The 23409-nt window shown below is 72.7% G+C and carries 21 protein-coding genes, 1 pseudogene and 3 riboswitches; of the genes and pseudogenes, 5 read left to right on the forward strand and 17 right to left on the reverse strand.

The window, feature by feature from the left end; translation table 11 throughout:
- Positions 1-794: 794 nt before the first annotated feature.
- Positions 795-1364, reverse strand: a complete 570-nt coding sequence (locus tag DVR05_RS16610; RefSeq protein ID WP_116246805.1) for an ATP-binding protein — start codon at positions 1362-1364, stop codon at positions 795-797.
- A 300-nt stretch (positions 1365-1664) separates the two neighbouring features.
- On the opposite strand from DVR05_RS16610, the gene DVR05_RS16615 reads away from it, so the two are divergent.
- Positions 1665-2975 (forward strand): hypothetical protein, encoded by a 1311-nt coding sequence (locus DVR05_RS16615; RefSeq protein WP_232832183.1) that lies wholly within the window; start codon positions 1665-1667, stop codon positions 2973-2975.
- Here DVR05_RS16615 and DVR05_RS16620 read toward each other — a convergent pair.
- The 11 genes and pseudogenes from DVR05_RS16620 to DVR05_RS16670 all read right to left on the reverse strand — a co-directional run bounded on the left by DVR05_RS16620 (position 2969) and on the right by DVR05_RS16670 (position 14730).
- Positions 2969-3856 carry a phosphotransferase enzyme family protein gene (locus DVR05_RS16620; RefSeq protein ID WP_116246807.1) on the reverse strand — a complete coding sequence of 296 codons (888 nt, stop codon included), beginning with the start codon at positions 3854-3856 and terminating at the stop codon, positions 2969-2971. The two genes, DVR05_RS16615 and DVR05_RS16620, sit on opposite strands and share 7 nt — an antisense overlap.
- A 77-nt stretch (positions 3857-3933) precedes the next feature.
- Complete coding sequence (locus tag DVR05_RS16625) at positions 3934-4608, reverse strand: HIT domain-containing protein (RefSeq protein WP_116246808.1); 675 nt, start codon at positions 4606-4608, stop codon at positions 3934-3936.
- Between the two features lie 16 nt (positions 4609-4624).
- Positions 4625-5563 (reverse strand): DUF2797 domain-containing protein, encoded by a 939-nt coding sequence (locus DVR05_RS27750; RefSeq protein WP_116246809.1) that lies wholly within the window; start codon positions 5561-5563, stop codon positions 4625-4627.
- On the reverse strand, positions 5560-6582 hold the full coding sequence (locus tag DVR05_RS16635; protein WP_232832184.1) for a hypothetical protein: 1023 nt from the start codon (positions 6580-6582) through the stop codon (positions 5560-5562). Before DVR05_RS16635 ends, DVR05_RS27750 begins: the two co-directional genes overlap by 4 nt.
- On the reverse strand, positions 6579-7238 hold the full coding sequence (locus tag DVR05_RS16640) for an AAA family ATPase (protein WP_116246810.1): 660 nt from the start codon (positions 7236-7238) through the stop codon (positions 6579-6581). The genes DVR05_RS16635 and DVR05_RS16640 overlap by 4 nt, the downstream gene beginning before the upstream one ends.
- Positions 7231-8121 (reverse strand): hypothetical protein, encoded by an 891-nt coding sequence (locus DVR05_RS16645; RefSeq protein WP_116247053.1) that lies wholly within the window; start codon positions 8119-8121, stop codon positions 7231-7233. The genes DVR05_RS16640 and DVR05_RS16645 overlap by 8 nt, the downstream gene beginning before the upstream one ends.
- Before the next feature lie 5 nt (positions 8122-8126).
- Positions 8127-8819: a pyruvate phosphate dikinase gene (locus DVR05_RS16650; protein ID WP_116246811.1), complete on the reverse strand. Its 693-nt coding sequence runs from the start codon at positions 8817-8819 to the stop codon at positions 8127-8129.
- Between the two features lie 130 nt (positions 8820-8949).
- A pseudogene (locus tag DVR05_RS16655) lies at positions 8950-9557 on the reverse strand (Uma2 family endonuclease).
- A 57-nt stretch (positions 9558-9614) separates the two neighbouring features.
- Positions 9615-11999 (reverse strand): cobyrinate a,c-diamide synthase, encoded by a 2385-nt coding sequence (locus DVR05_RS16660; RefSeq protein WP_116247054.1) that lies wholly within the window; start codon positions 11997-11999, stop codon positions 9615-9617.
- A gap of 41 nt (positions 12000-12040) precedes the next feature.
- Positions 12041-12655 carry a cob(I)yrinic acid a,c-diamide adenosyltransferase gene (gene cobO, locus DVR05_RS16665; RefSeq protein WP_116246812.1) on the reverse strand — a complete coding sequence of 205 codons (615 nt, stop codon included), beginning with the start codon at positions 12653-12655 and terminating at the stop codon, positions 12041-12043.
- Positions 12655-14730: a VWA domain-containing protein gene (locus DVR05_RS16670; RefSeq protein ID WP_369974546.1), complete on the reverse strand. Its 2076-nt coding sequence runs from the start codon at positions 14728-14730 to the stop codon at positions 12655-12657. The genes cobO and DVR05_RS16670 overlap by 1 nt, the downstream gene beginning before the upstream one ends.
- A 45-nt stretch (positions 14731-14775) precedes the next feature.
- Positions 14776-14879: riboswitch (cobalamin riboswitch) on the reverse strand.
- A 71-nt stretch (positions 14880-14950) separates the two neighbouring features.
- Between DVR05_RS16670 and cbiE the strand changes: the two genes are divergently transcribed.
- A complete protein-coding gene (gene cbiE / locus DVR05_RS16675) occupies positions 14951-16273 on the forward strand; it encodes a precorrin-6y C5,15-methyltransferase (decarboxylating) subunit CbiE (RefSeq protein ID WP_116246814.1) in 1323 nt (440 codons plus the stop codon).
- Here cbiE and DVR05_RS16680 read toward each other — a convergent pair.
- The 5 genes from DVR05_RS16680 to DVR05_RS16700 all read right to left on the reverse strand — a co-directional run bounded on the left by DVR05_RS16680 (position 16242) and on the right by DVR05_RS16700 (position 21054).
- Positions 16242-17024: a cobalt-precorrin-4/precorrin-4 C(11)-methyltransferase gene (locus DVR05_RS16680; protein ID WP_116246815.1), complete on the reverse strand. Its 783-nt coding sequence runs from the start codon at positions 17022-17024 to the stop codon at positions 16242-16244. The two genes, cbiE and DVR05_RS16680, sit on opposite strands and share 32 nt — an antisense overlap.
- On the reverse strand, positions 17009-18514 hold the full coding sequence (locus DVR05_RS16685; RefSeq protein WP_116246816.1) for a precorrin-2 C(20)-methyltransferase: 1506 nt from the start codon (positions 18512-18514) through the stop codon (positions 17009-17011). The genes DVR05_RS16680 and DVR05_RS16685 overlap by 16 nt, the downstream gene beginning before the upstream one ends.
- On the reverse strand, positions 18511-19176 hold the full coding sequence (locus DVR05_RS16690; RefSeq protein ID WP_116246817.1) for a precorrin-8X methylmutase: 666 nt from the start codon (positions 19174-19176) through the stop codon (positions 18511-18513). The genes DVR05_RS16685 and DVR05_RS16690 overlap by 4 nt, the downstream gene beginning before the upstream one ends.
- A complete protein-coding gene (locus DVR05_RS16695; protein ID WP_116246818.1) occupies positions 19173-20066 on the reverse strand; it encodes a nitrite reductase in 894 nt (297 codons plus the stop codon). Before DVR05_RS16695 ends, DVR05_RS16690 begins: the two co-directional genes overlap by 4 nt.
- Before the next feature lie 62 nt (positions 20067-20128).
- Positions 20129-20337: riboswitch (cobalamin riboswitch) on the reverse strand.
- A gap of 54 nt (positions 20338-20391) precedes the next feature.
- Positions 20392-21054, reverse strand: coding sequence for a protein-L-isoaspartate(D-aspartate) O-methyltransferase (locus DVR05_RS16700; protein WP_116246819.1), 663 nt, complete (start codon positions 21052-21054; stop codon positions 20392-20394).
- A gap of 194 nt (positions 21055-21248) precedes the next feature.
- Positions 21249-21469, forward strand: a riboswitch (cobalamin riboswitch).
- A 30-nt stretch (positions 21470-21499) separates the two neighbouring features.
- On the opposite strand from DVR05_RS16700, the gene DVR05_RS16705 reads away from it, so the two are divergent.
- Genes DVR05_RS16705 through cbiQ form a run of 3 tightly spaced genes read left to right on the forward strand, consistent with a single transcriptional unit; the run spans position 21500 to position 23384 of the window.
- Entirely contained in the window at positions 21500-22261 is a 762-nt protein-coding gene (locus DVR05_RS16705; RefSeq protein ID WP_116247055.1) for an energy-coupling factor ABC transporter permease, read from the forward strand.
- Positions 22258-22638 carry an energy-coupling factor ABC transporter substrate-binding protein gene (locus DVR05_RS16710; protein WP_116246820.1) on the forward strand — a complete coding sequence of 127 codons (381 nt, stop codon included), beginning with the start codon at positions 22258-22260 and terminating at the stop codon, positions 22636-22638. The genes DVR05_RS16705 and DVR05_RS16710 overlap by 4 nt, the downstream gene beginning before the upstream one ends.
- A gap of 5 nt (positions 22639-22643) precedes the next feature.
- Positions 22644-23384, forward strand: coding sequence for a cobalt ECF transporter T component CbiQ (cbiQ, locus tag DVR05_RS16715; protein WP_116246821.1), 741 nt, complete (start codon positions 22644-22646; stop codon positions 23382-23384).
- Positions 23385-23409 lie beyond the last annotated feature (25 nt).

The following is a 23409-nucleotide window of genomic DNA, read 5'->3' on the forward strand; positions in this document are numbered from 1 at the left end:
ACGAGGCGGGCCAGCTCAGCGAACTCACCCGCACCGCCGCCCTCGGGAACCGGAGCGGGCACGGGCGCTGGCTCGTGAACGGCGGCCAGGAGGTCGCCATGACCAGCGCCTACAGTCGTTTCGGTGTGGCCGCGGAGGTAGCGTTCCTCTGCGCGGGCGAGGTAGGGGCGCACCCCACACACCCCGTCATCGTCCACACACCAGCCACGTCGCCCCGGATACGGGTTCCTCTGACTCGGCACCACAGCAACATCTCCGCCGGTGCCGCTCTCCGTGTGGGTACGTGAGGCCGCCCTCGGCTTCCCACCCACCGGCGGCCCCGAGGTAGCTTCCCAGTCCGGCCGAGCACGCCGATCCGGACGCGGTCGCCGGGCCTCGGGCTCTGGCCTTGGCGGAACGGTTCGGCTGGCGGGTCCGCAGAACATGGCGGTGAGTACCGCGCCGAGCATCCAGCGCACGTGTTCGCCCCACCCCCGGCGGCGTTTGCGGTGTCGCCCGATAGACTTCTCCACAGTTTCCTCCTGCGCTCTCAGGTGGGAATCACGCCCCAGGTTGGTGTTCGCGCACCGGCCTGGGGCATCCCTTCTTCTCTTCTTCGTCAGCCCCGGGACGAGGCTGACCCTCTGTCCTCGTGGGTCGGGGTGAGTGTCAATGGCCCCGAGGTCGCGCACCCTCGGAACTGCACTTCTCACCCACAAACCCACACACATGGACAAAATCCATCCCTCAATGCAGGGAATGGTTATCCACCCTGGTCAGGGCTGGTCGATGGTCAATTGGGTGGACGGGAATCTTCAACCCCCGCCACAAAGAACAGGGTTGTTTCTGTCCCAACGACTATTCGTCGATCCTCTGGTACGAGTGCGCCCAGATCGGTCGAAGGCCGCGCTGACGGTCAGTTCCCCGCCGGATTTCCTGGAGAAGTCCCAGCACAGGGCCATCGCTTCGACCACTGTCAGGCCGTAACCACACTCAGCAAGGTCGGGGCTCGCCCCCTCTGTTGGGTGTGAGAAGTCCAGTACGGGGACGGTTGGCGCGGCTCCCGGTCGCGGTCCGTCGTCGGTCACGTGCAGGAGGAAGAGGAGGCGGCATCGTTCGATCTCGATCCGTACCTGCCCGCCTGGCAGCCCCGAAGCGCTGTGTCTCAGGGCGTTCGCGTGAAGCTCGGCCAGGGAGGCGACCAGAGGGTATGCGGCCGGCGGCGTGGTTCGAGTGACCTGTGCCGCCCATCGGCGGGCGGTGGGCAGATGAGCGGTGTCGGAACCGCACAGAAGTCCCGTTTTGTTCGGGTCGTCGTAGCTAATACGTCGGGGCAACAAAACCCCTTCGCCCGAAACCGGAGGAATACGAAGAGGCGGTTGCATCAGTTCTCCACTGAGAAACAGCAGGCCAGCGCGGGCGAGGCATGCGGTGTCGTGGTCATGTACTCACTGTCCGGAGAAACGCCTGACAGCTCCATGACGGAGCGGGCATGGTGGTCATGACAAGCCGGTCATGGCTTGTCGTGTGGTGGCGCCCGTAGGCTTCGGTGTCACCCACCCGCCCCGAAGAGCCGAGCGGAAGGCGTACCCGTGTTCTGCGGAAATTGCGGTCGAAACCGAAGAACTGGCGACTGTTCGTGCGTTCCGGCCCGGTTCTGGCGCATTCCCGAGGTGCAGCGAGCCGTGGCTGGGGAGGACCCCAACTCGCTGATCCGACTGCTGCTGAGGCACACCCTGCTGTCCCAGGACGCCATCGCGCGGATGTGCGACCTGTCACAGACCATGGTCTCCCGCGTCCTGAAGGGGACCCGGGAACTCCGCAAGCCCGACACGATCCTCCGTGCTTTCGCAGGCATCACCGATGGATACGACATCCCGGCCCCGGGCCTTCTTCGTGTTCCTCCTGGCCTGGGTCTGGATCTGAACGACTCCGGCGTTGAGACAGCGGCTGTCCTGGAGCGTCTGACGTGCGCGGATACCCAGAACACACCGGGCATGGAGTCCGGCACCGAAGCTTCGGAGGTCAGCCGTGCTGTGCTCTCCTGGCTCGTACGGAACGCGTCCTCACCCGCTGGGGAATCGGTGGTGGACGAGGGACCCGTGGCCGCGATCCGTGCGGCGACCACGGCGTTCGCTTCCTTGGACAACAGGTTCGGCGGAGACAACGCCCGCACCACCGCCGTGCACTACCTCAACGAGACTGTCGTCCCTCTCCTTGGGCAGACCCACTCGGAAGCGGTTCGACGACCGTTGTTCACGGTCGCGGCCGAGTTCGTGCTCTCCGTCGCCTGGATGTCCTATGACGCCCAGCGCAACGGCGCGGCTCGACGGTATTTCGTTCAGGCATTGGACCTCGCTGCCCACGCCGAGGACCGGCTGCTGGGCGCCAGCGTGCTGTCCGCGATGAGCCACCAAGCCAACTACCTGGGAGCGCACCGCGAGGCTCGGGACCTGGCGCGGGCCGCCCTGACCGGGGCCGGGGACCGTGCGACGGCGACCATGCGCGCGCAGTTCCTGATGATGGAGGCGCGCGCCCACGCGGCCCGCCGGGACAAGACCGACTGTTTCCGGGCGATGAGCGAGGCCGAGCGGGAGTTCGGTCGGCGTCAGCCTGGCCTGGATCCGGAGTGGATCGGCTATTTCGACCACTCCGAGTACTCCGACGAGGTCGCGCACTGCCACCGGGATCTGGGGCACGCGCATGTGGCCCGCCGCCTGGCCGAGCAGAGCCTCGCCGAGTCGACGGGGGACGACTACGCGCGCAGCCGGGTCTTCACTCGCTTGGTCCTGGCCGCGGCCGTGCTCAGGCAGGGTGAGGTGGAGGAGGCTGTTCACCTGGGCACGTGTGTGATTCCTCAGGTTCGGGAGACCTCCTCCGCTCGATGCGTCGGCTACCTGGACGACTTCGCCAAGCGGGTCCTGCCCTACCGTGACCAGCCCGAGGCGGCGCGGTTCCTCCGCCAGGCCGGTTCCGTGGTGGGAGCGACTCAGTAGGGGTGCCAGCCTCGGGAGTGTTCGGGGTGAGCCAGGTCGGCGATGCGCTGGTCGATTTCGGCGTCAATCTTGGGGCTCTCCCCGCCCTTCTGCGCGAGCCAGGTGGTCATGCGTAGTTCCCGGATCGCCTTGTAGAGGAGGTAGCCGTCCCAGGTGGTGACGTCGAACCCGTAGGCGTCGCAGAAGTCGGCGTACTCGGCCTCGGTGTGCCAGCCCAGGTCCCGGTACAGGGCGGTGAGCACCAGGTCCCATTCGGGCGGTCCCCAGCAGATGCCGTCCAGGTCGAAGAGCACCACTCCGTGGTCGGTGGCGAGCACGTTGCCGATGTTGGCGTCCCCGTGGATGACGTGGTGGCCGAGCACAGGTGTGACAGCGGGAAGGCGTGCGGCCAGGTCATGGTGGATTTGACGGAGCTGGTCGCGCTGGGCTGTGGTGAGCCGGGGTGCGGTGTCGATGCGTTCGGTGACTCGGTCGAAGGGGTCCAGATCGGGCAGGTGGAGGTGGGGTGGCGGGGTGAGGTGATGCAGGGTACGCAGCAGGACCGCGAGTTCCTTGGGTACTGTCCACTCCCCGTCCACCGCCTGCCAGAAGGTGACGGCGGTGTCCTCGACCAGGAGGGGCTGGTCTCCGGGCAGGGGTTCGCTCACTGGTAGCCCCTGGTCGGCGAGCCAGCGGGCGGCGCGGACCTCCCGGTCGGCTTCCGTCCACCGGGCGGCGGAGCGCTCGACCCGGCCGATGACCGTGCCGCCGCCGAGGCGGAAGACGGCGCGTTCCCCGGCCCGGATCAGTTCGGGTGCCGCTGGCGAGGCGATGCCCAGGGTGTGCGCGGCGGTGTGGACGGCGCGGGTCGCGCGCTTGGCGAACTCCTCGGTGTGGACCACGCGCCCCAGACTACGCCGACACCCCGCGCTCGCTCCGCCTTCCGGTGTGGTGGGTACCGCATGTGGCTGGGTGTGGGTCATCCGGTGGTGAGCAGAGTACTCATCCGGTGGACGCGGTCGGTCTGGGGGAAGGTAAGCCAGTCCCATTCGCCTTCCTCGGCGCCGATCCAGGAGGCGAGGCAGCGGCGGAAGAACTGGGAGGGCGCCCCGGTGGCGGTGCCGATCCAGTCCTGGCCAGGGGCACCGAGGGCGAGGTAGGAGCGGTGTTGGTCGTTCACCAGGTGGCGGGCGGCGCCGATCCAGTCGGCGCACGGGCGCATGGTGATGGGTGCGGGGATCTGGTCGAGGAAGGCGTGGTGGTCACGGTCGGTGGCCACGACGTGGATGTGGGTGTGGTCGTAGCAGGCGCCGCCCTTGTCGCGGAAGTCGAAGCTGCCGTGTTCGAAGACGAGGCTGTCGAGCCCGCTGCGCTGGCGGATGAGGCCGGTGACCCGGGGGATGAGGGTGCGCAGGTCAGCGCGTTCGGCTTCGTCGAGCCAGCCCACGGACAGGGTGTGGCGTTTGGAGACGATGAGCAGGTACCAGTCGGTCAGGGCCCCGATGCACGGGATGACGGCGAAGTGGTCGGTCTCGTGGAGCACGTAGTCGGAGCGGGTGCGGGCCAGGCCGAGGTCGTAGAAGAGGTTGGAGTCGTCGCCGCCTTCGACCTCGCAACAGAAGGTGCAGATCTCGCGCAGGGTGTCGTCGTCCACGGGTGCCTTTCCGGGATTAGAAGAGGGTGGGGGCACTGGAGGGTGTGTCTTCGGGGGTGGCGGGGGTGAGGCGGCGGCCGATGAGCTTCGTCAGGTTGGCGCAGTAGCGGGCCGCGTCGGTATGCGGCTCGGGGTCGGTGGTCAAGAGGGCGACGGGGCCGCTGGCACCGGTGATGTGCAGGCGGTGGGTCCCCTGGGTGAGGTCGGCGGGGTAGGCCAGGACGGGGGCGGCCTCGAAGGCGGTGGTGGCGCACGCGGGTCGCACCCAGAGTTCGGGGTCGCTGAAGACGTCGATATCGGGCTGATCGGTGGTGAGCTTGTCCAGGTAGGAGACGACCTGGGTGGCGAGGTCGGTGAGCCGGGTGGTGAGGAGTGCGGTGTCCACCGCCTCCTGGAGGCCGAGGATCTTGCGGCGAGTCGGCACCTGCTGGGGCAAGCCGAAGTGTTGGGAGACGGCGGACTCCAGGGCACGGATCGTCATGCCGTCGGGGGTGCGGGCGACGTAGACGGCGGCGACGGGTCCCTGTTCGGCCAGGCGGCTGCGGCGGCGGGATTCGGCGGCGGTGCCGACCTTGGTCATGCCCTTGGCGAAGACGTCCAGGTAGAGCCAGTGCGGTTGCTGGAGGTAGTCGCGGATGTTCTCGGGCAGGGCGGCGGAGTCACGGTGGGCTTGGTGGGCTGCGATGAACCCCTCCTTGTACTGGCAGCGCCGACACTGCCTTCCCTGGGTGGCGACCTCGTCGGTGCGGCAGCGCACGTGCCTGGCCTCGGTGCGGGTGAGGTCGAACCAACCGACGCAGCGGCGCTGGTCAGAGTCGACATGGAAGGTGTGCTCGCCCAGGAGAGGGTGGAGGAGGCTGCCGTCGCGGGTGTCAGGGTCGGTGGTGCGCAGGTGCGGGGTGTCCGGGGTGCTCCAGTCCAGGCCCAGGAGGGTGACGGGTGCGGTGAGGTTCATGTCAGACTCCGGTGCAGGATGGCTTCGATGTCGCGCAGGCAGCGACGTCGCCGGGTGGCGACGGGGGCGCTGCGTTCGGCGTACAGGCCGTGTTCGTAGGTACCGTTCAGGTTGTCGGTGACGATGTGCAGGTAGTCGAAGGACACGTCGGCGGTGGCGGCGGCTCGGGCCATGTGGCCGATCTCGGGGTCGACGATGTCGAAGTGGTCGCGGTGGTTCTGGAACCAGGCGCGGGTCTCGTCCATGACGCTGGGGACGGTGACGTGCCGTGTCTCGGTTCGGAGGGTCGGTGGGGCGTCGATGAGGTCCAGTGAGCTGTCCCAGGTGAGGGTGTGGTTCTCGATGCGGGTGGTGGTGCCGGTGACGATGAGGGTGTTGGGCACCATGTCCGGTTGGAGGCCGCCGAGCTTGCCGACGTAGACGACGCCCGTGGTGTGCCCGCGTGCGACGAGCGCGGTGACGAGATCTCCGGCGAGGTCGCCCCAGAAGCTGAACTCACAGCCCAGGAGGAGGACGGTGGATGAGCCGATGCGGACGGTGCGCCAGCCGAACCCGGTCTGATGTGCCCACTCAGTGGTGCGGCCGTGGAAGAGAGGTTCGACGTGGCCGAGGACGGCCAGATCGTGTACGGGCAGGTCGTTGGGAAGCCAGTGGTCGACGAACTCCAGGCCCTGGCCAGGGGGCGGTGGTTCGGTGGTGACGTCGGGGACCAGATCGGCGAACGCGCAGGCGGAGCGGAGGAGTTGGGTGTAGTGGTGCGTGTAGTCCCGCCCGGGAGGGACCACGCAGTGCAGCACCTGGTCGGCAACGGTGAAGTAGGGGCGCCTCCAGTTGAACCTCTTCCCCTGGCGTTTCTCCCCGCCCAGGAGGAAGGACAGGGACCGGTTGGGGTAGACCCAGGCGCGGCCCGCGGTGGCGGCAAGGAGGTCGACGGGGACCTTGGGGAGTACGTAGTCGACGAGCCGATCCCCCATCGTGTGGTCCTCAGTGGTGACGGCCGCGGGGGCGGTGACACTCACGGATTGGTCTCCTCACGGAGTAGTGACAGCAGGCCCTTGGAGGAAGTGCTGCCGTCCAAGGTGTGAACGGGAGCGGGGTGCCGCCGGAGGAGTTCGTCCAGGGCCTGGTTGGTGCGGGTCTGGTAGGTGGTGAAGCCCCGTTCGGACGTCGCGGTCTGGTCGGTGAGGAAGGCTCCGTGTTCGGAGGGTTTGGAACTGCCCGACCTGCGAACCGCAGCGAGGCCGGGAGGTGTGGACAGCTTGACCACCTGGTCCGGTTGGGGCAGGGCGGAGAACACCTGGGCGGCCAGCGACACCATGTCTTCATCTTTGGAGAGCGCCATCCGGGCTTGGTGTTTGAAGAACCAGCCGTCGACGATCACCGGACGGTGTTCAGCGAGAGCAGGTGCCACGTGGACATGGTGGAACAGTTCGTACCAGGCGGCCAGCGTGTGCAGCCAGTACCGCGACGGGTAGTGCCACACCGGTTCGGCGTGGTCGTAGCCCCAGGTGAGGCGGTGCATCGCGGCGAGCCGTTCCTCAGCCCATCGATTTCCGCTCTCGGGGCGGTCGTCCTTGCGGAGGACGACCGTCTCGCAGGTGATGTCGGCGAGTCGGGACAGCAGGTGGCTCTTGCCCGCGCCGTCAATCCCCTCGACTACCCAGAACTCAGCCACGGGCGCTCCTGACTGTGATTCCGGCCTCGCGCAGGTTGATGGCCAGGTGGGAGAGCAGCCCTGAACGGAGACAGACCTCGCGGGTTCCTGCCTCACGCAGACGGTGGACGAACGCGGTGAGCTCGGCGTGGTCCTCACGGGCGATGGACACATCCAGCAGCGTGGGACCGACAGGTATGGGTGCGTCCGTGGAGGACACCACGGTCGTCTCGGTGGTGGAGGGGTGGTCTCCGCGGTGCCACGTGTCGATGTCGGGCGCCGTGTTCCGAAGGTTCTGCGGGGACAGGCCGAATCGGGCGGAGTAGTGCAGTTTGAGGCCAAAGGGATGCCCCAGGTCCGTGAGCGTGGCGTTCAGGGCTCGGTGTTGGGCTCTGGTCCACTCCAGCACGGTGGCGAGCTGCCAGTCATCAATGCGCGCGGGGCGCTCGTGCAGGCCGTGATGGGGATCGTGGAACCGTGCGCGCTGGACCTCGCCGCCGTCGGTGGCCGTGAGGTCGACGCGGTCACCGCGAATCTGCAGAACGAGCGGGGCCAGACGGTTGTCCAGCTCCCAGATCCCGGGGACGGCCTCGGCCACGTGCAGACCCTCGTAGACGGCCAACTCCACGGAGAACAGCACGTGGTCGTAGGGCTGGACCAGTACGGACAGCATCGGCGGAAGAGCGTTGATCCACTCCACTGCGGTCTCGGCCGTCGCGCCGACCAACCGGGGGAGATTTCGTTCCTCGGAGTCGGCTCCCGTGCGTACGACGAGGTGCGTATCCCGACCGAACAGTTTCTGAAGCTGCCAGCTGGCCACCGAGGCCGGGTATCGGAAGACCTTCACCGGCATGCGCAGCAGACCGTGGTTCTCCAGGACGGTGACGACCTCCGACTTCCCCATGCCGCTCACGAGACCCACTCCAGGGGATGGCCGGTGACGGGGCGGATCTGGAGCACGACCACCGTCGCGCCAGTCCACGCCCACTCGACATCGACGTCGAACCCAAAGTGATCGGCCAGCAGCAGACACACCCGGCGCAGGCGGCGGACCAGGACCAGGCTGGGGACGAGCTGCCCGCTGGTATCGACGGCGAGCCGTGCACCCTCGGCTTGGGCGCGGATCTGCGGTGTTCCTCCGGAAGTCACCCCATCAGGCTGTTGGGCCGCCTCGACCAGCACACGGCGCTCGTGGGTGAACGCCACGCCGTAGAAGGGTGCCTCGACCTGTTCCTGCACCATGACGCAGGTTCCGCTGCCATCGCCAAGGTTCTCAGTGGTGAGGAGGTCCTGGTCGATGGTGCGCAGCAGCGCTAAGGCGTCAGGCGGGCAGTTCAACAGGGAGACTGTGCGCCCCGCCTGCGCGTTGTCCGCCAAGTCCTCGTATGCGCTTGTCCGGATCACCACGCGTCGGGGCCGGTAGAGGCTGAGCCAGGTCTTGGTCGCGGTCACCGCTTCGGCGGTCCCGCGGGCTAGGTCGTCAGCCCGCAGGCACAGCGCGGGAGGTACCGGAAACCCCAGATCCGCGACCTCGCTCAGTCTCGCGGCCTTGAACCCCCAGCGTCCCGGTTCCAACTCCTGGGTCAACAGGTCAGCTACCATCGCCGCACCTGCCCGTAACGAAGCCCGTCAGGGCACAGGCGCCTTCTTCGAATCCATCCATGCGCCCACTATGGCTGGACCGCTCCCGCAACCCCATGACCAGCCAGTCATAGCTTCAATGACGAGTCGGTCATAACCGTCCACGGCTGAACCGGTTCTTCAGCTCGTCGGTGGCCAGGATGATCCCGGTGCCGGGAATCTCGGTCCGGTCGCCGTAGACGTGCCTCGACCGGTCCTGGTACTCACCGCGTTTGGGGCGGGAGTCCACGGCCACGGCGTTGACGTCCCGGTCAACCAGCAGGTAGGCGGGGATGCCGGTGGCGGCGTAGGCGGCGGGTTTCCCGATCCGGTCGCGGGCGTGGGTGTCGGCGTCCCAGGAGGTCACCTCGACGACGGCGAGGACCCCCTGGGGATCGGCCCACTCACCTTGGCCGTCGAAGTAGCCGACCGGGGCCAGGATGCCGTCCGGGCGGGCGCGCCCGTTGCGGTGGGTATCGACCTTCAGCCCTTGGCCCTGAATGAGGTCCAGGTCGGGCCGGTGCGCCACGAACTGGCGGAACAGCCACGTCAGGATGGCGTTGTGGTCTCCGTCGGTCACGCCTTCGGCCCAGATCTTCATCTTCCCGTTGATGTACTCGAATCTGACGTCTTCGCGTTCGGCGGCCAGGGCGATGGCTCGAACTGTTCGACGGTGACGGACGGGTGAGCGGGCGGCGGGCGGTGGTCGGCGACGGTCATGATGGGCTCCTCCAGCGCACGTCCCAAGCCAACACGTGGCGCAGGACACGTGGTGTCCTAAGTGAGGGCGGCGAGCAGACGCCGGGTGGTCTCCGGAGGCCGCACGGCCACCCGCACCCAGGAGGCGTCCAGGCCGGGGAAGGTGTCGGCCCGCCGCACGGCCACGCCCCGTGCGCGCAGGCGCGCGTGGACCCCTTCGCCCACCCGGGCCAGGACGAACGGCGCGCGGGACGGCACGACGTCCACACCCGCCTCCCGCAGCCCGGCCTCCAGGAACCCGCGCCAGTCGTCGAGCTCCCCGGCGCGGCGCGGCCCCTCCGCGCGGGCCTCGTCGGACACACAGGCGACGGCGGCGGCGATCGCGGGAGCCGACACCGACCACGGCGTCTGCGCCCGGCCCAGCGCGCCGACCACCTTCTCGTCCCCGACGACGTATCCGGCCCGGATGCCCGGGATCGACCAGTGCTTGGTGAGGCTGCGCACCACCACCAACCCCTCGGCCCGCTCACCCGTGAGGGTCTCCGGCTCCCCGGGCACGGCGTCCATGAACGCCTCGTCGACCACGACCACCCGTCCGGGGCGGCACAGCCCGCGCAGGGCGGACGCCGGGTGCAGGACGCCGGTGGGGTTGGTGGGGTTGCCGACCACCACCAGGTCCGCGTCGTCGGGGACGGCCCCCGGATCGAACGCGAACCCGTCCCCGGCCGCGCAGAGCACGCTCGTGACCGTGTGCCCGGCCTGTTCCAGGGCGGCGTGCGGTTCGGTGAACTGGGGGTGCACCACCACCGGCCGCCGCCACGGCCGCAGTCGCGCGATCAGGGTGAACGCCTCCGCCGCGCCCGCGGTCGGCAGGACCTCGGCGGGCCGCCGGGCGTGCCGACGGGCGATCGCGGCCCGGGCGGGTTCCGGGTCGGGGTAGACGGCGGAGCGCTCCAGGCCCTCGCGTAGGGCCCGGTCCAGCCAGGCGGGACGCGCGCCCGCGTAGACGTTGACGGCGAAGTCCAGCAGCCCGTCGCGCGCCTCGACGTCGCCGTGGTGCCGCAGCGGATCGGACACCTCGTCGGTGGCCGGGCCCGGGCGGCGGTCGCGGGCCGGGGGAGGGGAGGAGCGCGCGACCGGGGCGGACCGCGCCGCCTCCGCGAACCGGGCGGCGAAGCCGGGGTGCCCGGCCCAGTGGACGTGCAGGTAGGAGGCGTGCAGCGTCGGGGAGGCGAACCCCTCCGCCGTGCCGTCGACCTCCCACGCCGGACGGTCCGCGCAGGCGCCGGGGGTGAGGCGGGTCCGGTGGAACTCGTGTCCGGTGGCCCGCTCCCCGGCCCGGGTGAGCAGGGTGTCGTGGGGCGAGACGGCCTCGGGGTAGCGCAGGGTGAGCCGCTCGGTCATCCGGGCGCGCGCGGCCAGGACCCCGGACATGGCCTCGCCGTCCAGCGCCTCGGCGAGGTAGAGCAGGCCCGCGCACTCGGCGACGGTCGGCACCCCGTCCCGTACCGCGTCGCGCAGGTCGGCCAGCAGGCCCCGGTTGGCGGCGAGCCGCCCCGCGTACACCTCGGGGAAGCCCCCGCCGAGGTAGACGCCACGGGTGCCGGACGGCAGCGCGGTGTCCTCAAGCGGGTCGAAACCGACGACCTCGCACCCGGCCGCGGTGAGCAGCTCCTCGGTCTCGGCGTAGCGGAAGGTGAAGGCCCTCCCGCCGGCCACCGCGACCACCGGCCGCGATCCCGTGGGGGAGGGGGCCGCCTCCACCTCACGCGCCGGGTCCCAGGGGCGGGCGTCCAGGGCGGGCGCGGAACGGGCCAGCTCGAGCAGCGCGTCCAGGTCCACCTGGCGTCCGACGCTCTCACCCAGCCGTTCGACCACCCGGGCCGACTCCGCCCGTTCGGCCGCCGGGACGAGCCCCAGGTGCCGGGACGGGGTGGCCAGCCGCTCGTCGCGGCGGACCACGCCGAGGACGGGCAGGCGCGTCGACCGGATGATCTCGGCGACGTTGCGCTCTGAACCCGCCTGGTTGAGGATCACCCCGACGACCTCGACCGCCGGGTCGTAGGCGGCCATACCCGCCACCAGCGCACCCACCGAACGGGACATCCGGGACACGTCCACGACCAGCGCCACCGGTGTCCGGGTCAGGGCCGCCACGTGCGCCGACGAGGCGAACCCGGCGGTGCCGATCCGCCCGTCGTGCAGACCCATCACCCCCTCGACGACGGCGACGTCGGCGCCGCGCGCCCCGTGCAGCAGCAGAGGAGCGACCCGGTCCGCCCCCACCAGGTGGGGGTCCAGGTTGCGGCCGGGCCGCCCGGTGGCCAGGGCGTGGTAGCCGGGGTCGATGTAGTCGGGGCCGACCTTGTGGCCGCTCACCACGTGCCCGGCGTCGCGGAGCGCGGCCATCAGCCCCGTCGCGACCGTGGTCTTGCCCTGGCCGGTCATGGGGGCGGCGATCATCAGCCGGGGCGGGGCCGCGGTCCCGGAGGCGGCCGGGACGGTCACCACTCGATCCCCCGCTGGCCCTTCCGTCCGGCGTCCATGGGGTGCTTGACCTTCGTCATCTCGGTGACCAGGTCGGCGGCCTCCAGCAGCCGGGGGTCGGCCCGGCGGCCGGTGATCACCACGTGCTGACGGCCGGGACGGTCCCTCAGCGTGGCCACGACGTCGTCGACGTCGACCCAGCCCCAGGCGATCGGGTAGGTGAACTCGTCGAGGATGAGCAGGTCGTGCGTCTGCTCCGCGAGCCGCCGTCTGATCTCCGCCCAACCCTCCGCGGCGGCCGCCGCGTGGTCCTCGGCGTCGCCCTTCCGGCGGATCCACGACCAGCCGGAACCCATCTTGTGCCACTCGACCGGACCGCCCTCGCCGGTCTCCTCGTGCAGCTGGCCCAGCCGCTCCAGCACGGCCTGCTCGCCGATACGCCACTTCGCCGACTTGACGAACTGGAACACCCCGATCCGCCAGCCCTGGTTCCAGCCGCGCAGCGCGAGGCCGAACGCGGCGGTGGACTTGCCCTTGCCGTCACCGGTGTGGACGGCCAGCACCGGCTGGTTGCGGCGTTGGCGCGTGGTGAGTCCGTCGTCGGGGACGACGAGCGGTTTTCCCTGGGGCATCAGCAGGCCCTCTCTCGTACGGCGGAGCCCAGCGCGTCGGCGCTGACCTCGCTGACGGGCAGGTGGTCGGCGCCGAGGTGGGCGGCCAGCCGGGCGGCCAGGCCCAGGCGCAGCGGTCCGGACTCGCCGTCCACCACGACGGTGGTGACGCCCAGCCCGGCGACGTGGTCGGCGGCCTCCAGCGCACGGCCGACGGCGCCGCGACCGCCGGTGGCCCGACCGTCGGTGACCACGACGAGCAGCGGGCGCAGCCTCGGATCCCGCAGGCGTTCGCGGCGCAGGACGCGGGCCGCCTCCACCAGGCCCTCGGCGAGCGGGGTGCGCCCCCCGGCGGGCAGGTCGTCGAGGCGGGCCGCGGCGGTGTCCACGGACCGGGTCGGCGGCAGCGCGAGTTCGGCCTCCCGGCCCCGGAAGGTGACCAGGCCGACCTTGTCGCGGCGTCGGTAGGCGTCGAGGAGGAGGGAGAGGATCGCGGTCTTGACCTCGGTCATGCGCTTGCGCGCCGCCATCGACCCGGAGGCGTCCACGCAGAACAGGACCAGGTTGCTCTCCTGCCCCTCACGGACCGCGACGCGCAGGTCACGGGGTTGGAGCCGCAGCCGGCCGCCGTGGTGCGGTCGACAGGCCGCGGCCCGCACGGTCTCGACCAGGTGGAGCGAGGCGCCGGACCCCTGCCCGGGCGGGGCGGCGCCGATCCGGCGGCCCCGCCTGCCCACGGCCCGGCTGCGCCTGCCGTCGGCCCCCTCACCGGAGCCCCGCACGGTCAACAGCCGGGGCCGGTAGGGCGCGGCTGCCCTGACCGTGGAGTCACCGGCGGGACGGGGCGCGGCGGGGGGCTCCTCGTCGGAACCGTCCGCCTCCTGCCGGGCGGGTTCGGGGACGGGGGGCTGGTCGGGCGGTGCGTCGTCCGCCGGGGTGTCGGGGCCGTCCGTCTCAGGCGGGGGAGGGGCGCTGTCGTCAGCGGGCTCGTCGGCGGGGGTCGGATCGGCGGGGTCGTCGGTCCCCTCCGGACCCGGCGGCCGCGGGGGGTCCGGCGGAGGTTCCTCGTCGCCGAGGATCTGGTCGAGCAGGTCCTCGTCGAGCCCCGGGGCGTCGAACGGGTTGCGCCGCCGCCGGTGCGGCAGGGCGAGCAGGGCGGCGCGGCGGATGTCGGCCCGGGTGACCGAGGTCCGGCCCGCCCAGGCGGCGTGCGCCATCGCGGTGCGCGCGGTGACGATGTCGGCACGCAGCCCGTCCACGTCGAACGCCGCGCACACCTCGGCGATCTTCAGCAGCGCGGCCTCGGACAGCCGCACCCGCCCCAGGGACTCCCGGGCGAGGGCGATGCGCTCGGCCAGGGCCTCCTCGGCGTCGCGGTAGCGCTCGGCGAAGGCGGCGGGGTCGGCGTCGTGGGCCATGCGCCTGCGGACGACCTCGGCGCGCCGCGCGGGCTCGGGCGGCGCGGCGACCTCGACGGTGAGCCCGAACCGGTCGAGGAGCTGCGGGCGCAGCTCGCCCTCCTCGGGGTTCATCGTGCCGATGAGCAGGAACCGGGCCGTGTGCTCCACGGAGAACCCGTCGCGCTCCACGGTCACCCGGCCGGTCGCGGCGGCGTCGAGGAGGAGGTCGACCAGGTGGTCGTGGAGCAGGTTGACCTCGTCGACGTAGAGGATGCCGCGATGGGCCCGGGCCAGCAGACCGGGTTCGTAGGCGACCTGGCCGTGGGTGAGTGCCTGCTCCAGGTGCAGGGAGCCCAGGACGCGGTCCTCGGTGGCGCCGACGGGGAGTTCGACGAGCCGTACCGGACGGCTCTCCACGGGCGAACCGGGGCCGAAGGGGCCGTCCGGCGACTGCTGCGCCGGGTCGGCGGGGTCCACGGAGAACCGGTCCCCCCGGTAGACGTCCACGGGCGGCAGGAGGGAGGCCAGCCCCCGGACGGCGGTGGACTTGGCGGTGCCCTTCTCCCCGCGCACCAGGACGCCGCCGATCTCCGGCGAGACGCTGGTGAGGACCAGGGACAGGCCCAGGTCGTCGAGGTGTTCGCCGTCGCAGCCGACGATCGCGGAGAAGGGGTAGTGCGAAGACCGCAATGGCATGGTGAGGCTCCCGCTCGTTGCGCCATACGTCAGGGGCGGTCGCGAGGCCGGTCTTCGGACTTGCCGGGTCCTCCCTCGTGGAGGCTCGGTTCACCGCAGCGGGCCTGTGCCGGAGTCTCACCGGGCTTCCCAGATTCTCCCCGGAGACCGTCCCCACCGTTTCCGATGGTTGGGCCGCCGGGGCACCTCACGCCTGGTCCGCCACGATAGCGTCCTGGTTATGCAGGACGACAACCGCCCACCCTCAACGGCCGCCTCCGGCGCCGTGCCCTCCCTCTCCGCCACCCACCACCGCCCGGGGGCCGCCGCGCGGCGGGGCGGGGCGCCCTACCCCGCCGCGGTCACCGTCGTCGGAGTCGGCGCCGACGGCTGGCCCGGGGTCCCGGAGCGGCTGCGCCGCGTCGTCCTGGACGCGGACGCGGTGCTGGGCGGCCGCAGGCACCTGGCGATGCTGCCCGACCGGGCCGGGCAGCGCCGCCAGCCCTGGCCCTCGCCCCTGCGGGAGGGCCTCGCGGAGCTGCTCGCCTCACTCGAAGGCGCCCGCGTGGTGGCCCTGGCCTCCGGCGACCCCCTCGTCTCGGGCGTGGGCACCACACTGCTCGACCTCCTGGGCGCGGACGCCGTGCGGGTGGAGCCCGCCGTCTCCTCGGTCGCCCTGGCCCGCGCCCGGATGGGCTGGTCGGCGGAGCGGTGCGCGGTGGTGACCCTGGTCGGGCGCGACCCCCGCCTGCTGCTGCGGGAGTTGGCGCCGGGCCACCGGGTCCTGGTGCTCTCCTCGGGCGCGGACACCCCGGGGGAGGTGGCCGCCCTGCTGACCGGCGCCGGGTACGGCGCCAGCCTGATGACCGTGCTGGGCGACCTGGGAACGGACGACGAGTCCCGCCTGGAGGCGGCCGCGCGCGACTGGCTGACGGCCCCGCCCGGGACGCCGTCCGCGCTGCACGTGCTGGCCCTGGAGCTGCTCGGCCCGCCCGGGCACGGCACGCTCGCGGGTCTGCCCGACGACGCCTTCGAGCACGACGGGCAGCTGACCAAGCGGGACCTGCGCGCCTCGGCGCTGGCCCGCCTTGCGCCCGGGCCGGGACAGCACCTGTGGGACGTCGGCGCGGGCGCGGGTTCGGTCGGTGTCGAGTGGATGCGGGCCCACCCGACCTGTACCGCCACGGCGGTGGAGGCCGACCCCGAACGGGCCGCGCGGATCGGCCGGAACGCGGGCCGCCTCGGCGTCCCCGGCCTGCGCGTGGTCACCGGTCGCGCCCCGGACGCGCTGGCCGGGCTCCGCCCGCCCGACGCGGTGTTCGTCGGCGGCGGCGCGACCCGGCCGGGCGTGCTCGACACCTGCCTGGCGGCGCTGCGGCCGGGCGGTCGGCTCGTGGTGCACGGAGTGACGCTGGAGACCGAGCACCTGCTCGCCGACGCCTACCGGCGCCACGGAGGGGAGCTGACCCGGATCGCCGTCGAGACCGCCGCGCCCATCGGCGCGTTCACCGGATGGGCGCCCGCCCGCACGGTCACCCAGTGGTTCCTGGCCGTGGATCGCTGACCCGGGGGCGGGCCGGGTCGTAGAGGAAGGACTCACCGCCCGCCTGAGGGTCGAGCGCCCACCCCACGAGGATCACCGCCGCCTGCCGGAACCCGGCCTCCTCCACCGCGTCCGCGATGGTGGCGACCGTGCCGCGCAGCACCGCCTCGCCCGGCTGGCTGGCCCGGTGGACGACGACGACCGGGCAGTCGGCCCCGTACGACGGTTCGATCTCGACCATCAGCTCCCGCACCCGCCGGATCGCCAGGTGCAGCACCAGCGTGGCCCGGGTCCCGGCGAACGCGGCCAGTGACTCGGTGTCCGGCATGGCGGTCGACCGGGCCCGGGTCCGGGTCAGTACCACCGACTGCGCCACCAGCGGAACGGTCAGCTCCCGTCCCGCCAGCGCCGAGGCGGCCGCGTACGCGGGCACCCCGGGGGTGACGTCCCAGGGGACCCCGTGCGCGTCGAGCCGCCGGGTCTGCTCGGCCAGCGCCGAGTACAGCGACGGGTCCCCTGAGGTGAGCCGCACCACGTCCCGGCCCGCCGTGTGCGCGGCGACCAGCCGTTCGGTGATGCGGTCCAGGTCCAGGCCCTGGGTGTCGACCAGTTCGGCGCAGGGCGCGCAGTGGGTCAGGACCTCGGGGTCCAGGTACGTGCCGGGGTAGAGCACCACGCCGGCCCCGGCGAGCATCCGCGTGGCGCGGACGGTCAGCAGGTCGGCGGCTCCGGGTCCCGCCCCCACGAAGTGCACGGTCACGGCTGCACCCACCTCGGGGTCCAGACCCGGCCCGCCCCGGAGACCCGGGTCGCCGACGCGCCGACGATCAGCAGGCAGCGCATGTCGACGGAGGCCGGATCGAGGTCGCCGAGGGTGGTCACCGTCAGGGACTCGCCGTCCCGGCCGACGTCCCGGCCGACGACGACCACGGTGTCGGGCTTGCGGTGCTCCAGCAGGATCCGGCGGGCGGTGGCGATCTGTTCGGTCCGGGACCGGGAGGCCGGGTTGTAGACGGCCAGCGCCAGGTCGGCCTCGGAGACGGCGCGCAGCCGCCGCTCGATCACCTCCCACGGTTTGAGCCGGTCCGACAGGCTCATCACCGCGAAGTCCCCGCCGATGGGGGCGCCCGCCCGGGCCGCGACCGCCTGGACGGCGCTGACCCCCGGCAGCACCCGGACGGGCACGTCCCGGAAGCCGGGCTCCTCGGCCGCCTCGAACACGGCGGTGGCCATGCCGAAGACGCCGGCGTCCCCTCCGGAGACCACGGCGACGCGTTCGCCGCGCCCGGCCAGGTCCAGGGCGAGGCGGGCGCGGTCGAGTTCGACGGTGTTGCCGGAGGCGTGCCGGGTGAGTCCGGGGCGCTGCGGCACCCGGTCGACGTAGGGGCCGTATCCCACGACGTGGTCCACCTCGGCCAGAGCCGCGGACGCCTCGGCCGTGAGCCAGTGGTCGGGGCCGGGGCCCAGGCCGACGACCAGCAGTTCGGCCGCCGGTCCGGTGGACGCCGACTCCGGGGGCGTGGCCGCGCCGCCGTCGCGGGAGCGTCTGCCGTTGCGGCTGTCCCCCGTGACCAGGACCAGGGAGAAGTAGGGCACCGTCGCCGGGTCGACCTGTGCGACCGGCAGCCGCCGCTCCCCGTCCATCGAGGCGCGCTCGACGTAGACGGCGTGCTCCAGTCGCCCGGCCGCGGCCAGGGCGCGGCGGACGGCGGGGAAGGTCCGGCCCAGCTTCATGATCACGGCCGCGTCGGTGTCCGCCAGACGGCGGGCCAGCTCCGGTTCGGGCAGGGTGCCGGGCAGCACGGTGAGCACGTCGGTCTGCCGGGCCAGCGGGGCCGACGCGGCGGCGGCGAACGCCGGGACCCCGGGTACGACCTCGGTCGGGTACCGCTCGGACAGCCGGTCGTGCATGTACATGAACGACCCGTAGAACAGCGGGTCGCCCTCGGACAGCAGGACGACGTCGCGGTCGGCGTCCAGGTGGGCGGCCAACCGCGCGGCGGAGGTCTCGTAGAAGTCGGCCAGAGCCCCCGCGTAACCGCCCGGGTGGTCGGTCGCGCCGGTGGTCACCGGGTAGGTGAGCTGCTCCTCGATCGCCGTGTCCGGGATCAGGTCCCGGGCGATGCGGCGGGCGTTGGACTCCTTGCCGACCCCGGCGTGGTAGGCGACCACGTCGGCTCCGGCGATGAGCCTGGCCGCCTTGAGGGTGATCAGCTCGGGGTCCCCGGGACCGACGCCGACGCCGTGGAAACGACCGGTCACTCCTCCTCCTTGGCGAGTGCGTTGAGGGCCGAGGAGGTCATCGCCGAACCCCCGCGGCGACCGCGGGCGGTCACGTAGGGGACGTCGATGCCGTGTCGGCCCGCGAACTCCGTCAGTGCCTGCTTGGACTCGGCCGCGCCGACGAAGCCGACGGGGCAGCCGACGATCGCGGCCGGGCGCGGGGCGCCGTCGATGAGCATCTCCAGCAGGTGGAACAGGGCGGTGGGCGCGTTGCCGACGGCGACCACCGCGCCGTCGAGCAGGGGTTCCCACAGGGACACCGCGGCCGCGGTGCGGGTGGTGCCCCACTCCCGGGCGAGGGCGGGCACCCGCTCGTCGCCCAGGAGGCAGAGCACCTCGTTGTCGCACGGCAGGCGGTTCGCGGTCACCCCGGTGGCCACCATGGTCGCGTCGCACAGGATCGGTGCGCCGGCCCGGAGGGCGGAGCGCGCTGCGGGGACCAGATCGGGGTGGACGACCAGGTCGTCGGCGAGGTCGACCTGGCCGGTGCCGTGGATCATCCGCACGGCGAGCCGCTCGGCGTTGGCGGGCAGGTGGTCGAGCCGGGCCTCGCGCCGGATGGTGGCGAAGGAGTCGGCGTAGATCGCGGGTCCGTCGTCGACGTACGCGTAGTGCCGTCTGGGTCGGCTGGGTGCGGTCACTGTTCTCCTCCCGGGACGATGACGCCGCGCCACGGCGTGACGACGAGCTCGTCGGATCCGGCGGTCAGCGCCTCGGCGGCGAGTGCCTCGGCGGTCGAGCGGTCCAGGCCCGACTCGGACACGGGCACGTGCCGTCCGCCTCCGGGCAGCGGGCCGTGCGGCAGCGGCGGGGCGGGGTCCGGCAGCCGCGGATCCGGCGGTGCCGGGTCGGCCAGCGGGGAGGGGAGTTCGGCGACGTGCCACGGGGCGGTGGGCCCGTCGCCGCGCCGGGCCAGGAACGCGTCGGCCAGGTGCACGAGTGCGGCGGCGGCCTCGTCGAGGGGGGTCAGCGGCCCCCACCCCCCGCCGACCCTCAGCTGGGCGGTGTTCCGGTCGAGGGCGACCAGCCCCAGGTCGCAGGAGCGCTCCAGCAGGTCGCCGCGGCCGTCGTCCAGCACGAACAGGAAGCGTCCGGGAAGGTCGGCGCGGCGCGGATCGGCGCACAACAGTTCGTCCAGCGCGCTGGCGAGGGGACGCAGGTCGGCCCGCCCGCCCTCCGAGGGGCGGTCGCGGCGCGGTCCGGTCCGCGGGGAGACCATGATGTTGCGGACCAGTTCGTGCGTGCGCGAGGGCAGCAGCCCGGTCCCCTCCACGGCCCGGAGCGCCTCGGGGGGCAGCCGCCCGTCCCGCCCGGGCAGGGCGCGCAGCTGCACGTTGGCCCGGCCGGTGACGTGGATTCGGCCGTCACCGTACTCGTCGGCCACGGCGGCCAGGGCGAGCAGCGATCGGAGGGGGAGCCGGCCGCCGACGAGCCGGAGGCGGACCAGCAGCCCGTCGTCGGCGGGCCAGGGGCGCAGGGCGCCGGGGCAGCGGTCACGCCGGGTGCGGACGGTGGGGGACGGGGAGTCCATCGGGGATGCGTGTGTCCTTCGGGTCGGGGACCCATGCGCGGGGTCCGCGGATGACCTGGCGGCCCTTCACCGCCAGTGCCAGCAGGTCTTCGGACTCGGGTTCGACCGGAGCGGAGCGCCTTCCCGGAGCGGGGCTCCAGTGGCTGTCCCGGGAGACCGAGTCCCCGGGACGTGCCCGCCCGTCACCCTCACCGCTGCGCGTCAGTTCCGGACTCCCACCGGATTCCCTGCCCCACGAGGTGGAGAAACGACTGGCCCGACGAGGGTACCGCGCCCTCCCCGGAGCCGCTCCAGGCCCCTTCGCCCTGACGGGAGCGCGGGGCACTCACGGGCCCTCCCACCCCTCCGGGAGCGGGTAGCCGTGCTCTCCGTGCAGGCGGACGAACCTCGCACGGATCACCGAGGCGCGGCGTTCCAGGCCCCGCTCGGCGCGCTCGAACAGCACCACGTCCTCGTCCCCGCCGGGGCCGATCGGCTGCACCAGGCGCCCGCCCACCGCCAGCTGCCCGACGAGCGGTGGGGGCACCCGCGGGTGGGCGGCCGAGACCAGGACGGCGTCGAAGGGCGCCTCGTCGGGCGCGCCCAGGGTCCCGTCGCCCACGCGCAGCACGACGTTGGTCACCCCCAGGCCGCCGAGCCTGGCCCGGACGCGTTCGACCATCTCGGGCCACAGGTCGACGCTCACCACCCGCGCCGCCAGCCGGGACAGCAGGGCGGTCTGGAACCCGTAGCCCGTCCCGACCTCCAGCACGTGTTCGTCCCCGGTCAGCCGCAGGGCCTCGATCATCGCGGCCGACAGGGACGGCTGCGTGGTCACCTGCCCGTGCCCGATGGGCAGCGGCCGGTCCTCGTAGGCCTCCGCCCGGTGTTCGGCGGGGACGAAGCGGGCACGCGGGACCTCACCGAACGCGGCGAGTACGCGCTCGTCGCCCACGCCCGCCGCCCGTACCGCGCGGACCAGATCCTCCGGGGTGGCGCTCCACCGCACCCGAACCCCTCCCTGCTCACGGGACGCGTTCCGTCCAACAGCAGCCTAGTACCGCGCGAAGGTCTCCTCCGGTGGCCGCTGGGCGGGAGGACCCCCAGGCCAGCGGGGTGCTCCCAGGCGGCGGGCGGGGCCGTTCGGCGGCGGCCGGGACGGATCCGTCTCCCCGCGCTTATTGCCAAACCCCCGGCCGGGGCATACTTTCGGGATGCCGTGGTGTTCGGGAAGTCCGGTGTGAGTCCGGCGCGGCCCTCGCCACTGTGTACGGGAAGCCCTCGCGTCCCGCGCCGACCGGATCCGTCCGGCGGCGCGGCCACACGCCACTGGGGAGGCGCCCTCACGGGTGCGGATCTGGGAAGGCGGACGCGGGGGCGGTGACCCGGCAGCCAGGAGACCGGCCACGGCACCGATGACCGTCCACGAGGTGCTGGAGATTGGTCCCCCACACATGCACATACCCGAAGGGCTGCTGCCCCCACTGCACGCCGCCGCCTGGACGGCGGCCGCGGCGCCGTTCGTCGTCCACGGCGTCCGCTCACTCACCCGCGAGGTCCGCGCCAACCCCGACACCAAACTCCTGCTCGGCGCCGCCGGAGCGTTCTGCTTCGTCCTGTCCGCGCTGAAGATCCCCTCGGCGACCGGGACCAGCTCCCACCCGGTGGGGGTCGGCCTGGGCGCGGTGCTCTTCCGACCACCGGTGATGGCGGTCCTGGGCACGATCACCCTGCTCTTCCAGGCGCTGCTGCTCGCCCACGGCGGCCTGTCCACCCTCGGCGCCAACGCCTTCTCACTCGCGGTGGTCGGCCCGTGGGTGGCCTACGGAGCGTTCCGGCTCGTGCGTTCGCTCACCGCCCGGTCGTCCGAGGGGCTGTCGCTGTCGGCGTCGGTGTTCGCGGCCGCGTTCTCGGCCAGCCTGGGCACCTACACCGTCACCAGCCTCCAGCTCGCCCTGGCGCACCCGGACCCGGAGGGCGGGATCGTCGGGGCGTTCGTCAAGTACGCGACGATCTTCTCCCTCACCCAGATCCCGATCGCGGTCATCGAGGGTCTGATCACCGTGGCGGTGGTCCGGATCCTCACCTCGGTGAGCCGCGGCGACCTGGTCCGGCTCGGGGTCCTGCGCCCGTCCGCCGCGCCCCCGTCCGGGACGCGGACCGCGACCACGACCGCCACCACCGCCGAGGACCGGGAGAAGGGAAGCACCGAATGAGCGAGCGGACCAAGCCCCGCGCCTGGGTGACCTGGGCGCTCCTGGCCGCCGTGGCCGTCGTGGCGGTCCTGCCGCTGCTGACGGGGGCCGCCGACCACCTGGAGGAGCCGTTCGCCGGAGCCGACGGTCAGGCCGAGAGCCTGGTCAACGAGCTGAACCCGGAGTACGAGCCGTGGCTGTCGCCCGTGGTCGAGCTGCCCTCGGGGGAGGTCGAGTCCGGGCTGTTCGCCCTCCAGGCGGCGATCGGCGCCGGGATCGTCGGCTACGCGCTCGGGGTGGCCCGCACGCGGTCCCGGTCGCGGTCCGAGGAGGGCTCCGCCGTCGCCGCCGGCGGCCCCTCCGGCCCGGAGCCGAGCGGCGACGCCTCCGACGGCTGACCCCCGTGACGCCGATCGACACCGCCGCCTACCGGAGCCGGTGGCGGCGGTACCACCCCGCCGTCAAGGGGGTCCTCTGCGGAGGGCTGCTGGCGTGCGCCCTGCTGCTGCCGCCGTGGCCGGGAGCCGCTCTGGTGGCGGTGGCCACCCTGGCCGCCGCCACCGCGGCCCGCGTCCCCCCGGGGTTGCTGGTACGCGTCGCGGCCGCCCCGCTGCTGTTCGTCGTCACCAGCGCGGCTCCGCTCCTGGTCACGGTGGGCGGCCCGGAGACGTTGGCCTGGGCCGAGGGCGGGGCGGCCCGGGCCGCCGAGGTCGCGGCGCGGGCGTCCGCGGCGGTGGGCACCCAGCTCCTGTTCGTGCTGACCACCCCCGTGGCCGACCTGCTCGCCCGACTGGCCCGGACCCGCCTGCCCACCGCCCTGGTCGAGGTGGTCGCCCTCACCTACCAGATGCTGATGGTGCTGCTGCGGACCGCCCAACGGGTCGCCTCCGGCCAGGCGGGGCGGCTCGGCTACCACTCCCGGCGGGCCGGGGTCCGCTCGGCGGGGGCGCTGGGCGGGGTGCTGTTCGTGCGCTCCCTCGACCGGGCGCGGCGGCTCCAGGAGGGGCTGGCCTGCCGGGGGTACACGGGGCGGCTCACCGTGCTGGTCGCCGAACAGCCGGTCCGGCCGGTGGAGCTGGCCGCGGCCGCCGCGCCACCGCTGCTGGTCGCAGCCCTCTCCCTCGCCCACGCGGCCCTGCTGTGAGCGGCGGGACCGCCGACGACCCCCA

Origin of the sequence: Nocardiopsis sp. FIRDI 009 (assembly GCF_003386285.1) — a bacterium.
GTDB lineage: Bacteria > Actinomycetota > Actinomycetes > Streptosporangiales > Streptosporangiaceae > Nocardiopsis.

Coding starts and splice junctions, on each gene's coding strand:
- DVR05_RS16610 (WP_116246805.1), bottom strand. CDS start 1,364: ATGCAACCGCCTCTTCGTATTCCTCCGGTTTCGGGCGAAGGGGTTTTG.
- DVR05_RS27750 (WP_116246809.1), bottom strand. CDS start 5,563: ATGAACCTCACCGCACCCGTCACCCTCCTGGGCCTGGACTGGAGCACC.
- DVR05_RS16645 (WP_116247053.1), bottom strand. CDS start 8,121: ATGGGGAAGTCGGAGGTCGTCACCGTCCTGGAGAACCACGGTCTGCTG.
- DVR05_RS16650 (WP_116246811.1), bottom strand. CDS start 8,819: ATGGTAGCTGACCTGTTGACCCAGGAGTTGGAACCGGGACGCTGGGGG.
- DVR05_RS16660 (WP_116247054.1), bottom strand. CDS start 11,999: ATGATCGCCGCCCCCATGACCGGCCAGGGCAAGACCACGGTCGCGACG.
- cobO (WP_116246812.1), bottom strand. CDS start 12,655: ATGCCCCAGGGAAAACCGCTCGTCGTCCCCGACGACGGACTCACCACG.
- DVR05_RS16670 (WP_369974546.1), bottom strand. CDS start 14,730: ATGCCATTGCGGTCTTCGCACTACCCCTTCTCCGCGATCGTCGGCTGC.
- cbiE (WP_116246814.1), top strand. CDS start 14,951: ATGCAGGACGACAACCGCCCACCCTCAACGGCCGCCTCCGGCGCCGTG.
- DVR05_RS16695 (WP_116246818.1), bottom strand. CDS start 20,066: ATGGACTCCCCGTCCCCCACCGTCCGCACCCGGCGTGACCGCTGCCCC.
- DVR05_RS16705 (WP_116247055.1), top strand. CDS start 21,500: ATGCACATACCCGAAGGGCTGCTGCCCCCACTGCACGCCGCCGCCTGG.
- DVR05_RS16710 (WP_116246820.1), top strand. CDS start 22,258: ATGAGCGAGCGGACCAAGCCCCGCGCCTGGGTGACCTGGGCGCTCCTG.